The organism is Agrococcus sp. ProA11 (assembly GCF_039880525.1).
GTDB classification, from domain to species: Bacteria; Actinomycetota; Actinomycetes; order Actinomycetales; family Microbacteriaceae; genus Agrococcus; species Agrococcus chionoecetis.
This window is the reverse complement of record NZ_CP156989.1, coordinates 64,453-78,054: the sequence shown is the minus strand read 5'-3', so window position 1 is coordinate 78,054 and position 13,602 is coordinate 64,453. Positions and strand designations below refer to the sequence as shown.

General features: G+C 72.2%; 12 protein-coding genes. 2 read left to right on the top strand and 10 right to left on the bottom strand.

From position 1 onward, the window contains the following. Positions 1–3 precede the first annotated feature (3 nt). The 4 genes from ABG090_RS00370 to ABG090_RS00355 all read right to left on the bottom strand — a co-directional run bounded on the left by ABG090_RS00370 (position 4) and on the right by ABG090_RS00355 (position 4,386). A complete protein-coding gene (locus tag ABG090_RS00370) occupies positions 4–1,644 on the bottom strand; it encodes a hypothetical protein (protein WP_347755318.1) in 1,641 nt (546 codons plus the stop codon). A 15-nt stretch (positions 1,645–1,659) separates the two neighbouring features. Then, a complete protein-coding gene (locus ABG090_RS00365) occupies positions 1,660–2,709 on the bottom strand; it encodes an ABC transporter ATP-binding protein (RefSeq protein ID WP_347755315.1) in 1,050 nt (349 codons plus the stop codon). Positions 2,710–2,812: 103 nt separating this feature from the next. Next, the gene (locus ABG090_RS00360; protein ID WP_347755312.1) at positions 2,813–3,157 is read right to left on the bottom strand and encodes a metalloregulator ArsR/SmtB family transcription factor; all 345 of its coding nucleotides are present in this window, start codon (positions 3,155–3,157) and stop codon (positions 2,813–2,815) included. After that, the gene (locus tag ABG090_RS00355; protein WP_347755309.1) at positions 3,154–4,386 is read right to left on the bottom strand and encodes an MFS transporter; all 1,233 of its coding nucleotides are present in this window, start codon (positions 4,384–4,386) and stop codon (positions 3,154–3,156) included. The genes ABG090_RS00360 and ABG090_RS00355 overlap by 4 nt, the downstream gene beginning before the upstream one ends. 120 nt (positions 4,387–4,506) lie before the next feature. Here ABG090_RS00355 and ABG090_RS00350 point away from each other — a divergent pair, with 120 nt between their 5' ends. Beyond that, positions 4,507–5,685 (top strand): MFS transporter, encoded by a 1,179-nt coding sequence (locus ABG090_RS00350; protein WP_347755306.1) that lies wholly within the window; start codon positions 4,507–4,509, stop codon positions 5,683–5,685. Continuing rightward, positions 5,682–6,377, top strand: coding sequence for an endonuclease NucS (nucS, locus tag ABG090_RS00345; RefSeq protein ID WP_347755304.1), 696 nt, complete (start codon positions 5,682–5,684; stop codon positions 6,375–6,377). The genes ABG090_RS00350 and nucS overlap by 4 nt, the downstream gene beginning before the upstream one ends. 203 nt (positions 6,378–6,580) lie before the next feature. On the opposite strand, the gene ABG090_RS00340 is transcribed toward nucS, so the two are convergent. The 6 genes from ABG090_RS00340 to ABG090_RS00315 all read right to left on the bottom strand — a co-directional run bounded on the left by ABG090_RS00340 (position 6,581) and on the right by ABG090_RS00315 (position 13,526). Further along, complete coding sequence (locus ABG090_RS00340) at positions 6,581–7,435, bottom strand: hypothetical protein (RefSeq protein WP_347755302.1); 855 nt, start codon at positions 7,433–7,435, stop codon at positions 6,581–6,583. 107 nt (positions 7,436–7,542) lie between these two features. After that, positions 7,543–8,847 (bottom strand): glutamate-1-semialdehyde 2,1-aminomutase, encoded by a 1,305-nt coding sequence (hemL, locus tag ABG090_RS00335; RefSeq protein ID WP_347755299.1) that lies wholly within the window; start codon positions 8,845–8,847, stop codon positions 7,543–7,545. Further along, entirely contained in the window at positions 8,844–9,824 is a 981-nt protein-coding gene (gene hemB, locus ABG090_RS00330) for a porphobilinogen synthase (protein WP_347755297.1), read from the bottom strand. Before hemB ends, hemL begins: the two co-directional genes overlap by 4 nt. 126 nt (positions 9,825–9,950) lie before the next feature. After that, entirely contained in the window at positions 9,951–11,441 is a 1,491-nt protein-coding gene (locus tag ABG090_RS00325) for an APC family permease (RefSeq protein ID WP_347755294.1), read from the bottom strand. Positions 11,442–11,572: 131 nt separating this feature from the next. After that, entirely contained in the window at positions 11,573–12,586 is a 1,014-nt protein-coding gene (locus tag ABG090_RS00320; protein WP_347755291.1) for a serine hydrolase domain-containing protein, read from the bottom strand. Between the two features lie 127 nt (positions 12,587–12,713). Beyond that, the gene (locus ABG090_RS00315; protein WP_347755289.1) at positions 12,714–13,526 is read right to left on the bottom strand and encodes a uroporphyrinogen-III synthase; all 813 of its coding nucleotides are present in this window, start codon (positions 13,524–13,526) and stop codon (positions 12,714–12,716) included. Positions 13,527–13,602 lie beyond the last annotated feature (76 nt).

Here is a 13,602-nt window from a genome sequence, read left to right as displayed (position 1 = left end):
GAATCAGACGAGCGCGTCGCGCCGCCGGAAGCGCCATACCGCCGCGACCAGCAGCACCGCCGCGATGCCGAGCAGCCACCAGCTGCCGGTCCAGTCGGGATCCGCCTCCAGCGGGTTCGCCACCCAGTGGAAGGGACTGAGGTTCTCGAGCCACTGCCATGCATCACCCAGCAGCGGCGCGAAGTCGCCGACCAGCAGCAGACCGATGAGCAGCACCCACCCGAGCCACGCCACCGTCGAGGGCAGGAACGCGACGAGCGCCGCGCCCACCGCCAGGTAGACGAGCACGAGCGGCACATGCGTGAGCGCGATGTCTCGCAGCACGGCCCAGCGTTCCTCCCCGTCGAGCGCGATCGACGCGCCGGCGACCACCGTGAAGACGGCCAGCACGAGCGCTCCGGTGAGTGCGCCGATGGCAAGGTGGCTCGCGAGCCAGCCGGTGCGGGGCACGGTCGTGGCCAGCACCAGCTCGCCGCGCACGAGCGCCTCGTGCCGCAGCCGCAGCACGCCCTGCATCGCGGCTGCGCTGGCGACCACACCGACGATCGCAGCCAGAGCGACGAGGAACAGCGTCTCGCTGTCGCCGCCCGTCTCGCCGCCGAGCTGCGCGATGATGGCGCGCATCTGCGGGATGTCGTCCAGCGCCTCCGCGATGACGGGTACCAGGCGACCGGTCACCAGCCCCAGCACCGCGGCGACGATCGCCCACGAGAGCATCGCTCCGCGCTGCAGCCGGAGCGCGAGCCCGGTGGGTGCGCCCGCCGGATGCCAGCCGAGCAGCGCGCTGCCGGTCGCGCTCCCCAAGCGATCGGGCAGCAGCGAGCGACCGAGCTCGCGGCGCGCCTCGAGCGCGAGCACCATCGCCAGCAGCGCGAGCACCGCGGGCACGAACAGCAGCAGCGGCGTGCCGTCGGGCGCCCATGGCTCGTCGACGAACGGATGCGTCTGCGCGCCCCAGCCGATCGGCGACAGCCACGCGAGCCAGGCCGACGTCACCCGGCTGAGGTCGGCGCTCGGCTCGCCCAGGGCATCCCCGACGCCGCGCACCAGGAACCAGAGCCCGATCACCATCGCGGCGGCGCCGTTGGCCGAGCGCGAGGTCGGGAACACCTGCCCCGCCAGCAGCCCCGTGAGCATCGCCAGCAGGCCGACACCGGCGAGCGCCCCGGCGAGCAGCCACGACCCGGTCGCCTCGAGGCCCATCGCCAGCGACACGGCGAGCATCGCGCCGCACACGATCACGAGCTCCACGAATCCCGCGAGCAGGGTCGCCAGCAGCGGCGCCCAGCGACCGACCGCCGTGCCGCGCACCAGCTCGGCCCTCCCGGCATCCTCGTCACCGCGGGAGTGCCGCACGGCGAAGAACGTCATCATGAAGCCCACCATCACGGCGAGGTAGGCATAGACGGAGACGAACATGACGGCGCCGAGGCTCGTGCCGGCGGGTGCCCCGCGCAGCAGCAGGAGCCCCGGCTGCGCCGACAGCAGCGCCACCAGTCCGCGGCGCGCCTGCTCATCGAAGGCGGCGCCCAGCCCGCCGAGCACCGCTGCCCAGAGCCCCACGATGCCGAGCACCCACAGCAGCACCAGGAGGCGATCGCGGCGCAGCGCCGCACGCAGGAGCAGCCCGGTCCCGGTCAGCATGGCGTCACTGCCCGATCACCGCGCATGGCGGCCATGCGGCGGGCGATCCGGCCTGCCCGCGCCCGCCTCGACATCCGCATGCGGGTTCGAGGATGGCCCGGCCGGCGCGGGCGCAGCCGTCGCATCGGTCGGCTCTCCGGTCGCGTGCGACAGCCCGATCGCACGCTCACCGCGCGCGGCCTCGACCCGCGCCTCGTCGCCGTAGTGGCGCAGGAACAGCTCCTCCAGGCTCGGCGGCGTGAGCGTGACTGCCTGCGCCTCGCGCTCACCCAGCCAGCGCAGCACGGCGGGCACATCCACCCCTGCTGCCGAGCCGCGCACGTGCTCGCCGTCGACCTGCACGTCGGTGAGCGGCAGCCCGAGCGGCGCCGGGCCGCGGTAGGCGACCACGGTGTGCTGCAGGTGCCGCAGCTGGTCGAGCGTGCCGGCTTCCACGATGCGCCCGTCGCGGATGATCGAGACGCGCGAGCACAGCTGCTCGACTTCACTGAGGATGTGGCTCGAGAGCAGCACGGTCGCGCCGCGGTCGGCGACGCGACGGATCTCTGCCTGGAAGACGCTCTCCATGAGCGGGTCGAGCCCGCTGGTCGGCTCGTCGAGGATGTACAGCTCTGCCTCGCTCGCGAACGCCGCGATGAGCGCCACCTTCTGCCGGTTGCCCTTCGAGTAGGTCTTCGCCTTGCGTCGCGGATCGAAGTCGAATGCCTCGATGAGTCGTTGCCGGTCGGATGCGGGGGCGCGGTGGCCGCGCAGCCGCGTGATGGTGTCAATCGCCTCACCGCCCGTGAGGCTCGGCCAGAGGGTGACGTCGCCCGGCACCGTGGCGACGCGTCGGTGGATCTCGACCGCGTCGCGCCAGGGATCCATGCCGAAGACGCTTGCCTCCCCGCCGGTCGCACGCAGCATGCCGAGCAGCACCCGGATGGCGGTGGACTTGCCCGCGCCGTTGGGCCCGAGGAAGCCGTGCACATCTCCGCGCTCAACGACGAGATCGAGCTGATCGAGCGCCCGAACGCGCCCGAATCGCTTGTCGAGCGCCCGGGTCTCGATTACCGGCGCTGCCATGGAGCCGACGCTACTCCCCCGGCGCCCCGACACAACGCACGTCGGATGCTCGAGCGCAGCGGCGCAGCCGCGACCGCGGTGGGGCGGGGCCGGGCGGGCTGCCTCAGGGCAGGTGGTGCGGGGGCTGGTCGTGCAGCCTGTGCTCGGCGTGCTGCAGGGTGTTCTGCACCAGGCGTGCGACGTGCTCATCGGGCTGGCTGTAGCGCACCGAGCTGCCATCGCGGCGCGCGACGACGAGACTCCTCGCACGCAGCTTCGCGAGATGCTGCGAGACCGCCGGCACGGGGCGGCCGAGCGCCTCGGCGATCGCACCGACCGGCAGCTCGGCGCTCTCGAGCATGGCGAGGATCGCGAGCCTCGTCGGGTCGGCGAGCAGCTTGAGCACCTCGACGGCGACGCGCACCTCGTCGGAGCTCGGCGGGCGCGACGGCCGCTCTGGGTGACTCATGCCTGCATCGTGCCAGACGCCGAGCGCGCCGGAGCCGGCCAGAGCCGCCACGCGGCGATCGTCGCCAGCAGCGCCACTCCGGCGAGCACGAGCGCGGTTCCCGGCAGCCCGATGACGCCGAGCCAGCCCGCCAGCGGATAGGTCAGCAGCCAGCACGCGTGCGAGAGCGCGAACTGCGCCGCGAAGGCCGGCGTCAGATCGGCGGCCTTGACCCCGCGGCGGATGAGCCTGCCCACCGGGGTCTCCACCGCACCCCAGCCCAGCCCGACGACGAACCACAGCCCCGCGATCACGAGCGCTCCCGGCAGCGCCGGCACCATGACGGCGGCGGCTGCCGCAGCGGTCGCGATCACCAGCAGCGCGGCACCGCCGAGCATCACCGGGCGCTCCGGCGCGCGCCGAAGCACGACCGGCAGCGCGAACGCCGCCGCCATCGAGCCGGCGCCGTTGGCCGCCAGCAGCAGCGCCACCGCCTCGTCGCCCAGGCCGAGCGAGCTCTTCGCGATCACGACCGTCTGCACCAGCACGAAGGCGCCGGCTGCGGCGACCACGAGGTTGAGCGCGAGAATCGGCCGCAGCGACGGTGTGCGCACGAACAGCCGCATGCCGTGCCGGACGCGGTCACCGAAGGGCATCGCCGGGGCATCCGGCTCCGCGCGGCGACGCGGCACGGCGGCCGCCAGCACCAGCAGCGCCGAGGCGGCGAAGCCTGCGGCGGTGCCGAAGAAGAGGGCGCTCGCCGGCACGAGCAGCAGGAGCACCGCGGCGAGCACGGGCGAGAGCACCGCCTCGAGGTCGTAGGCCAAGCGCGAGAGCGACAGCGCCGCGGTGTAGTCCTCCTCGTCCTCCAGCACGTCGGGGATGACCGACTGGAAGGTGGGCGTGAAAGTGGCGGAGGCCGCCTGCAGCACGAAGATGAGCAGATAGATCTGCCAGACCTCGCTCACGAACGGCAGGCTCGCGGCGATCAGCAGCCGCACGACATCCGCCCCCACCATCACCGCGCGACGCGGCAGCCGCGCGAGCAGCGCCGCAGCGAGTGGAGCAACGACGACGTACGCGATCATCTTGATGGCGAACACCGTGCCCAGCACGCCCGCTGCGTCAGCCGGTGCGAGCTGGTAGGCGAGCAGCCCGAGCGCGACGGTCGCCAAGCCGGTGCCCGCCAGTGCGACCACCTGCGCGAGGAACAGGCGCCGGTAAGCGGGGTGAGCGAGTGCGCGGCGCATGCCTCCATGATCGCGCGACTTGCATGATTGCGCAAATGCGTAACCAACGGGTGCGGTGCGCATCGGCCGCGCACGGGACCGGGGCACGCATCACAGCCCGAAGCACGGCAGAATGGCTCGGTGCCCTCCCTGACCGCCTGGCGGAACGCCGTCTTCGCCACCTTCTTCGCGATGGGCTGCAGCCTCGCGAGCTGGCTCGCCCGCGTGCCGCACGTGCGCGACCAGCTCGACGTGACGACCGGCGAGATGGGGCTCATCCTGCTGGGCATCTCGATCGGCTCGGTGTCCGGCCTGCTGCTCGCCAGCCACATCCTCCACGCCTTCGGGGCACGTCGGGTGATCCCGCTGGGCATGGTCATCGTCGGCCTCGGGCTCGGGGTCGCCGGCTGGGCCGCCGATGCGAGCCTCATGTGGCTGCTGGTGGCCGGCTTCATCCTGGGCGGCAGCGTCATCGGCATCACCGACGTCGGCATGAACCTCACGGGAGCGGCCTACGAGCGCGCGTCCGGCAGACAGATCATGTCGCTGTTCCACGCCTCCTTCTCGCTCGGCACCGTTGCGGGAGCGGGCCTCGGCGGGCTCTTCGAGCTGCTCGAAATCGGCATCGGCTGGCAGGCGACCGGGATCGGCATCGGCATCGCGGCGCTCGCGGCGTTCGTCGCCCGCGCCATCCCCGAGGAGGTGCTGGAGGAGAATCACGAGCCCGTCACGCTCAGGGAGCGACTCTCGGTCTGGAAGGATCCGCGCACGCTGCTGCTCGGCCTGCTGGTGCTCGGCATGTCGCTCACCGAGGGCAGCGCCAACGACTGGCTCGCGCTCACCATGGTCGATGGGCACGGCTTCTCCAACGAGGGCGGCGCCTTCGTGCTCGCGCTCTTCCTCACCGCCATGACGCTCGGCCGAGTGGTCGGTGTGCCGCTGCTCGAGCGCTTCGGCCGCGTTGCGGTGCTGCGGGCGACGGCCGCGCTGGCCGCGGCCGGGCTGCTGCTCGTGATCGTCGCCGAGCCCGCGCCGCTCGTCATCACCGGCGTCGTGCTGTGGGGCGTGGGCGCGAGCCTCGGCTTCCCGGTCGGCATGAGCGCGGCAGCCGACGACCCGCGGTTGGCGGCGGCACGCGTCGGCACCGTCTCGGCGATCGGCTACCTGGCGTTCCTCGCCGGCCCGCCGCTGCTCGGTCTGCTCGGCGACCTCGTCGGGCTGCGCCTGGCGCTGCTCGTCGTGCTCGCCTTCGTCCTGCTCTCCTTCTTCACCAGCCCCGTCGCCCGCGAGCGCGGCACGACCATCAAGGAGAACGCGTGAGAATCGTCATCGCCCACTGCTCCGTCGACTACGCCGGACGCCTGTCTGCGCACCTGCCGCTCGCGCCGCGCGTCCTCATGCTGAAGGCCGACGGCTCGATCCTGGTGCACTCCGACGGCGGCTCCTACAAGCCGCTCAACTGGATGAGCCCGCCCGCGATCTTCAGCGCATCCGCGCCTGATGACGATCAGGCGGATGCCGGCGTCACCGAGATCTGGAAGGTCACCCACAAGAAGACCGGCGACTCGCTCATCGTCTCGGTGCACGAGATCCTCTCGGACACCTCGCATGAGCTGGGCATCGACCCGGGACTCGTCAAGGACGGCGTGGAGGCGCACCTGCAGGTGCTGCTCGCCGAGCAGATCGAGCGGCTGGGCGATGGCTTCGAGCTGTGGCGCCGGGAGTACATGACGCCCATCGGGCCGGTGGACATCCTGGCTCGCGACTCGGTCGGCGCGACCGTGGCGGTGGAGATCAAGCGGCGCGGTGAGATCGACGGCGTCGAGCAGCTCACCCGCTACCTGGAGCTGCTGAACCGCGATCCGCGCATCGCACCGGTCACGGGCGTGTTCGCGGCGCAGGAGATCAAGCCGCAGGCGCGCACGCTCGCCGAGGATCGCGGCATCCGCTGCGTCGTGCTCGACTACGACGAGATGCGCGGCATCGACTCGGCGCACGCCCGGCTCTTCTGAGCGGCGCTGAGGCGGCGCCTCTGCGGGCCGCACAGCGTCCCGAGCAGAGGACAAATCCCCAGGAGAGGACGAATCCCCAAGAGAGGACGATCCGTCCTCCCTCAAGGACCAACCAGGCGTTCCGTCCTCCGCTGGCGACCTGTGTGGGCTCGGGTGGCGGGCTCGGCGTCGCGCAGCTCGGGGTGGCGCAACTCAGGGTGGCGCTACTCGGGGCCGCGCGCGGGCCAGCCCTCCTCCTCGGCGTCGGTGAAGTCGCTCGTGTCGAGGGCGCGGCCGTCGATCGAGACGCCCGGCCCCGCTTCGCCCGCCGACGCCTCGGCCATCGCGGTCTCGGGCGACACCGCCTCGCCGGGCAGCGGCTCACCCGGCACGCCCTGCGAGCCGGGGTCGGCCGCGAAGGGATCGATGTGGTCGCGCCACTCCCCGTCGCGCTCGGGCACCGGGTCCTCTCGCGACGCGTACGGATCGACGCGGTCGCGCGCCGATCCCCCGCGCTCGGGCACCTCATCGTCGCGGGAGGCGTACGGCTCGACGCGGTCCGGCGCCGACGCCGACCGCTCCGGCACCTCGTCCTCGCGGGATGCGTAGGGCTCGACGCGCTCGGGCGAGGGCGCCGACGACGTCGGCACCGGATCCTCCCTGGAGGCATAGGGCTCGACATGGTCGCGCCAGTCACCTCCGGACGCGATGCCCCCGAAGTCACCGTCGACGAACCGCGACGGGTCCGCCTCCTCTGCAGCGCCGACGTCGCCGTCGGCATCCGACTGCTCACGCATCGTCATCTCCTGTCTCGGGTGCTGCGAACTGCTGAAGGCGACGCCGAACGGATGCTCGGTGGTCGCGGGCCGCGGCCGCTCGAGCGCCACGCCGTGCTCGTCCGCGCGCGTGCCGCACGCCGGGCACTGCAGCGCGGCGACCCTGCCGACGTCGTCGACGTCGATGACGCAGCCGCCGATCGCGACGTCGCCCGCATCGGCGACGTCGGCGATCGTGCCGTAGCCCCAGACGATCTGCTGCATGAGGTTGCCGCACGTCGGGCATGCCGTCTGCGTCGTCATGCCGCCACGGTAGCCCCGGACCGCGTCTGCGACTAGGGGCCGGATGCGGCGGGCTCGCCAGCCCGCCGCGGCAATGCGCTCGCGGACCAGGCGTCAGCGCAGCGGCGTCAGCGCGGGGCGGCCGCGGCCGCCGCGCGCGCGGCCGCCGGCAGCGCGTCGACGATGCGCGCGAGCGGCTCGTCGCCGTGCGCCGCCGTGACGAACCAGGCCTCGAACACGCTCGGCGGCAGGCTCACGCCCGCGTCCAGCATCGCGTGGAAGAACGGCGGGTAGCGGAACGCATCCTGCGTCCGCACCTCGTCGAAGTTCGTCGGCGCCTGCTCGCGGAATGCGACCGAGAACAGGCTGCCGACCCGCGTGATCGCGTGCGCGACGCCCTCGGCGCGCAGCGCATCCGTGAGCGCATCGGTGATGACGTCGGCAGCGTGGTCGAGCCGCTGGTAGACGCCGTCGGTCGTCAGCCGCAGCGTCGCGAGGCCGGCGGCCACGGCGACCGGATTCCCCGAGAGCGTGCCCGCCTGGTAGACGGGGCCGGTGGGTGCGAGCTGCTCCATGACGTCCGCGCGACCGCCGAGCGCGGCGAGCGGCATGCCGCCGCCGATCACCTTGCCGAAGGTCACGAGGTCGGGGGCCTCGTCGCCGGTCCACTGCTCGATCCCCCACATGCCGCCGCGATGGACGCGGAATCCGGTGAGCACCTCGTCGCTGATCAGCAGCGCGCCGTGCGCGTGCGCGGTGCGGGCGAGGAAGCCGTTGAAGTCGCCGTCGGGCTCGACGACGCCCATGTTGGCGGCGGCCGCCTCGACGATGACGGCGGCGATGCGGTCGCCGTGCTCGGCGAACACGGCCTCGATCGCATCGCGGTCGTTGTAGGGCACCACCAGGGTGGTGGCGGCGACCGCGGCGGGGATGCCGGCCGAGCCGGGCATCGCGAGCGTCGCGAGGCCGGAGCCCGCCGCGACGAGCAGGCCGTCGGAGTGGCCGTGATAGTGGCCCTCGAACTTCACCAGCAGGTCGCGGCCGGTGGCGCCGCGCGCGAGTCGAATGGCCGTCATGGTCGCCTCGGTGCCGGTGGAGACCAGCCGCAGCCGCTCCACCGGGCCCACGCGTCGCTCGACCTCCTCCGCGAGCAGCGCCTCGCCGGGTGTGGACGCGCCGAACGACAGCCCGCGGCCTGCGGCATGCTGCACCGCCTCCACGACCTCCGGGTGCGCGTGGCCGAGGATGGCGGGCCCCCAGCTGGCGACCAGGTCGACCAGCTCGCGGCCCTCGGCATCCGTGACGTACGCGCCCTTGGCGCTGATGAGGAACGAGGGCGTGCCGCCGACCGAGCCGAAGGCGCGCACGGGGCTCGAGACGCCGCCCGGGATGGCCAGCTTGGCGCGCTCGAAGAGCTCTGCGTTGGTGCTCATGAACGGACTCCCAGCCACTCGGCCTGCTCGATCGCCCAGTAGGTCAGCACCGTGTCGGCGCCGGCTCGGACGATCGAGGTGATGCTCTCGGTGATGAGGCGGTCGCGGTCGATCCAGCCGCGCTCGGCGGCCGCTTCGACCATCGCGTACTCGCCGGAGACCTGGTAGGCCCAGACGGGCACGTCGGATGCGGTGGCCACGTCGGCAAGCACGTCCAGATAGAGGCTGGCAGGCTTCACGATCACGATGTCGGCGCCCTCGGCGAGGTCGAGCAGCGCCTCGCGCAGACCCTCGCGGCGGTTGGCGGGATCCTGCTGGTAGGTCTTGCGATCGCCGGTGAGGCTGGAGTCGACGGCCTCGCGGAACGGTCCGTAGAGCGCGGAGGCGTACTTGGCGCTGTAGGCGAGGATCGCCGTGTCGGCGTGCCCGCGCTCGTCGAGCGCGGCGCGCACGCGAGCGACCTGGCCGTCCATCATGCCGCTGAGGCCGAGGATGCGGCTGCCCGCCTCCGCCTGCGCGATCGCCATGTCGGCGTAGCGCTCGAGCGTGGCGTCGTTGTCGACCGAGCCGTCGCCGGCGAGCACGCCGCAGTGGCCGTGGTCGGTGAACTCGTCCAGGCACAGATCGGTCTGCACGACCGTCGCGTCGCCGAAGCGCTCGGCAAGGAACGCGGTCGCGGCGTTGAGGATGCCGTCGGGGTCGGTCGCGCCGGAGCCCTGCGCATCCTTCTCCTGCGGCACGCCGAAGAGCATCACGCCGCCGACGCCTGCGACGATCGCACGCTCGACCTCACGGGCGGCGGAGTCGAGCGTGTGCTGCACCTGACCCGGCATCGAGCTGATCGGGCGGGGCTCGCTGAGTCCCTCGGCGATGAACATCGGCAGCACGAGCTGCGCGGGGTGGATGCGGGTCTCGGCCACGAGGCGACGCATGGGAGCGCTCTGCCGCAGCCGGCGGGGACGGATGGTGGGAGGCATTGCCTCCAGGGTACTCGCGGTGCCGCCGGCACGCCCCGTCGGCCCGCCCCCTGGCCCGCTCCACCGAACCGCTCCACCGACCCGCTCCACCGGCCACCCGTCACGGCAGCCGGTGGAGCGGCATCCTCACGCGCGTGCGGCGTCCAGCTCGTCGATGCGCTCGATGTCGGTGTCGAGCTGCTCGTAGATCTCTGGCCGCCGGGTGCGCAGGTAGAAGGCGTAGCCGATGCCACCGACCAGTGCCAGCACCAGCAGCCACGGCATCAGCCGCACGTAGAGCGCCTCGGATCCCGCGACGAGCGTGAAGTTGAAGATCGCGCCGCCGCTGAACCCGAGCAGCGCCAGGAAGCCAAGCCCCGGCGCGATGAGCGTGCTCCAGAGGCGGGGATCCGACTGCTTGCGGAAGTAGGCGACGACCGACAGGGCCGCAATCGTCTGCACGATCAGCACCGCGAGGGTGCCGAAGCCCAGGCCGACCGGCACGAGCGTCAGCACCGGCGGCAGCGGGTTGCCGTCGGGGTCGGTCTCCACCGCGAGCGCGAAGATGCCCGCCACGGCGACCGCGAACAGCAGGTTGACGAGCTGGGCCCGCTCCGGCGCGCCATTGCGGTTGGTCCTGGCGAGCCAGACCGGCAGCACGCGCGCCCTGCCGAGCGCGTAGAGGTAGCGGGCGGCGGCGTTGTGGAATGCCAGCTGCGCGGCGAACAGGCTCACGACGAGCAGCACGAGCGCGATCATGCCGATGACCGGGCCGAGGAAGGTGTCGATGAGCACGAGCGTCATGTCGCCCGCCGCAAGGCTGTCGAGCGCGACTGCCTGCGCGCCGTCGACGCCGACGGCACTGACGATCGCCCAGCCGGTGAACGCGTGCAGCACGCCGATCGAGATGATCGCCGTGTAGGTCGCGCGCGGAATCGTCTTGCGGGGCTCGCGCGCCTCCTCGCTGAACAGCGCCGTGGCCTCGAAGCCGATGAAGGCCGTCGCCACCATCAGGAACGCGATCCAGATCGAGCCGCCGACGAGGATCTCGGGGCTGAGCGCCAAGGTGAAGGCATCGAGGCTGAACCCGACCTGCACCAGCACGGAGATCGCGAACGCGACCAGGATGACCGTCTCGAGCACGAGCGCGACACCGAGCACGACGGCGCTCATGTGGATGCCGGAGCGCGCGAGCAGGAAGACGATGCCGAAGAGCACGACGCCGGCAAGGAACCAGTGCACCTCGAAGCCGAACAGCGCCGGCAGGACGACGGCACCGGTGAAGAAGCCGATGGTGCCGAGGGCTCCCGCGACGAAGAAGTTGTAGCCGAGCGTGGCGATGAGGCCGGTCACGAGGCCGGCCGTGCGGCCGAGTCCCTTGACGGCGATGGCGTAGAAGCCGCCGGCATTGACGAGCTCCTTCGACATCTGCGCGTAGCCGATGGCGAAGAGGAGGAGCGCGATCGCGACGACGATGACGGCGACCGGGATGCCGCCGCCGTTGCCGAACCCGATCGCGAGCGGCAGCACCACGATCGCGACGGTGAGCGGCGCGACGGCGGCGAGGACGAGGAAGACGATGGCCGGGACGCCGAGCTGGTTCGGCTTCAGGGCACCACGCTGTGCTTGATCGGACACGGGACTCCTAGGGATCGAGGGTCTTCTGCTCCCTCATGGTCGCGCGATGGCCCCAAGCGCGATTGACTGCCCGCGCCGATGGATTGACTACCCGCGCGCAGCGTGCGGAGCGTCGGACGGCGATCGCAGGGTCAGGAGAGCGACGCCTCGATCGCGTCGCGCAGCACCCGCATGACGGGCCAGCCGCCCTCGGAGCTGTTGCCGAGCACGCTCACCGAGGTATCGGAGGCCGGGATGTGCCAGGAGCAGAACGAGGCGCCGGCGTCGTAGCCCTCGAGCACGAGCACCGGGAGCGTTTCGTGCAGGAACAGCCCCATGCCTGCGCGCATGCGCTCGTCGGGGACGTCATTGCGCGGCTGCATCATCGCGTCGAGCGTTGGGCTCGAGACGATCCTGCCTCCGAGCAGCGCGCGCCAGAAGCGATGCAGGTCGTCGGCCGTGGTGAAGACACCCCCGTCTCCGTTGCCGAGCACCGGCAGATGCAGCGTGTTGACGAGGTCGCCCGCGTCGTGGACATAGCCCAGAGCCGCATCCGACGGCAGCGCATTCAGGGGCAGGAAGCCGGTGCGGTCGAGACCCGCTGGGTCGAGGACGAGTCGCTGCACCGCCCGGTGGTACGACTGGCCCGTGACCCGTTCGAGCAGCACGGCGAGCACCAGGTAGGCCCCGTTGCAATAGGCGAAGCGCTGCCCTGGCGCCGATGACTGCGGCCAGCCATCGAGCATCGGCACGAACGCCTCGGCCGTCGTGAGCGCGTGCACTGGCAGCGGGAGCACGAATTCGTCGACCTCCCGCTCGACAGCTTCGTCGAGGTAGTCGCCGATGCCGGACGTGTGATCGAGCAGCTGCTCGATCGTGACGGCGTCGTCGATGAGTGGCAGGTCGTCGCCGAGCAGCGCTCGCGCGCGCTGGTCGAGCCGCAGCGCGCCCTGCTCGACCAGTCGCATGACGGCGAGCGCCGTGAACGCCTTGCCGCCGCTGGCGATCGCGATCCGCGCATCGGCGCGCATCCGGACATCGAGCGCGCGATGCAGGAAACCCTCCGCGCGCTCGAGGGTGCGGTCGTCGCCGACGTCGATCGCGATGACGCCCGTGAAGGGCCGCCTCGCGATCGCCCGGTCGAGGCTCGCCACGTCGACGCGCATCCTGACCTCCGAGGCCGATCCGTTGCCTGCTCTTGGCGGTCCTGACGCTACGCCCGTCGCTCCGCCTCCGCCAGGCCCCCACGTCTGGGCGGTCGATGCTTCGCTTCCGGCCGAACGGTCGGCGGGTTCAGGCCGCGGCCGTGAGCGCGTCGACGAGGCCCGCCGCGTTCGGGTGCTTCGCGATGCTCGCCACCCGCAGGCCGACGCGGCGGCAGTCCTCCGCCGTCTGCTCCCCCATCGCGATGATGCGGGTGTCGGCCGGCAGGCCCAGCCGCGCGACCTGCTTCGCGACCGATCCCGAGGTGACGAGCACCGCGTCGATGGGGGTCTCGGCCGGCTCGACGGCGGTCAGCACCGCGTCGGTGCCGTCGTGGCCCGCCTCCTCCTGCTCCTGCAGCTCCTGCTGGTGCCGCAGCCCATCCGCGTCGAGCACCGGGATGACGTCGGTCACGGCGGCGACCAGCGCCTCGCCGGAGGAGAAGGCCGGCACCGTCTTGTACGCGACGACCTCCGACACCTGCATGCCGTGCTGACGCAGGCCTGCGGCGATGGTCGGCTTCGCATCCAGCGCGTGCGGCCACAGCACGCGGCCCTCCCGGATCGGCCACTCGTCGACCAGCCCCGCAGCCGACTGCTTCGTGGGGATGAACGCCACCGGCACTCCGCGCTCGCGCAGCGCGGCTGCCGTCACCGAGCCGACCGCAGCGACCGAGACGCTCGCCGGCACGCGCGGCAGCACCCGCACGGTCGACTGGCTCGTCACGATCAGCCAGTCGAAGCGGCCCTCGGCGAGGTGATCCAGCATGAGCTGCAGCTGCTGCTGGTCATCGGCCGGCTCGATCTGCACGAGCGGCAGGATGAGCGGCTCGAAGCCAGCGTCGGTGACGCGCTGGGCGACATCGTCGCCCCAGCTGCCGCCGCGGGGGATCAGGACGCGCATGGGTCTCCTCCGATGGATCGCGTGCTCCGCATCCAATCACCGACGGCGGACGCCGCGCGTCGGCGCTCGCGCGTGG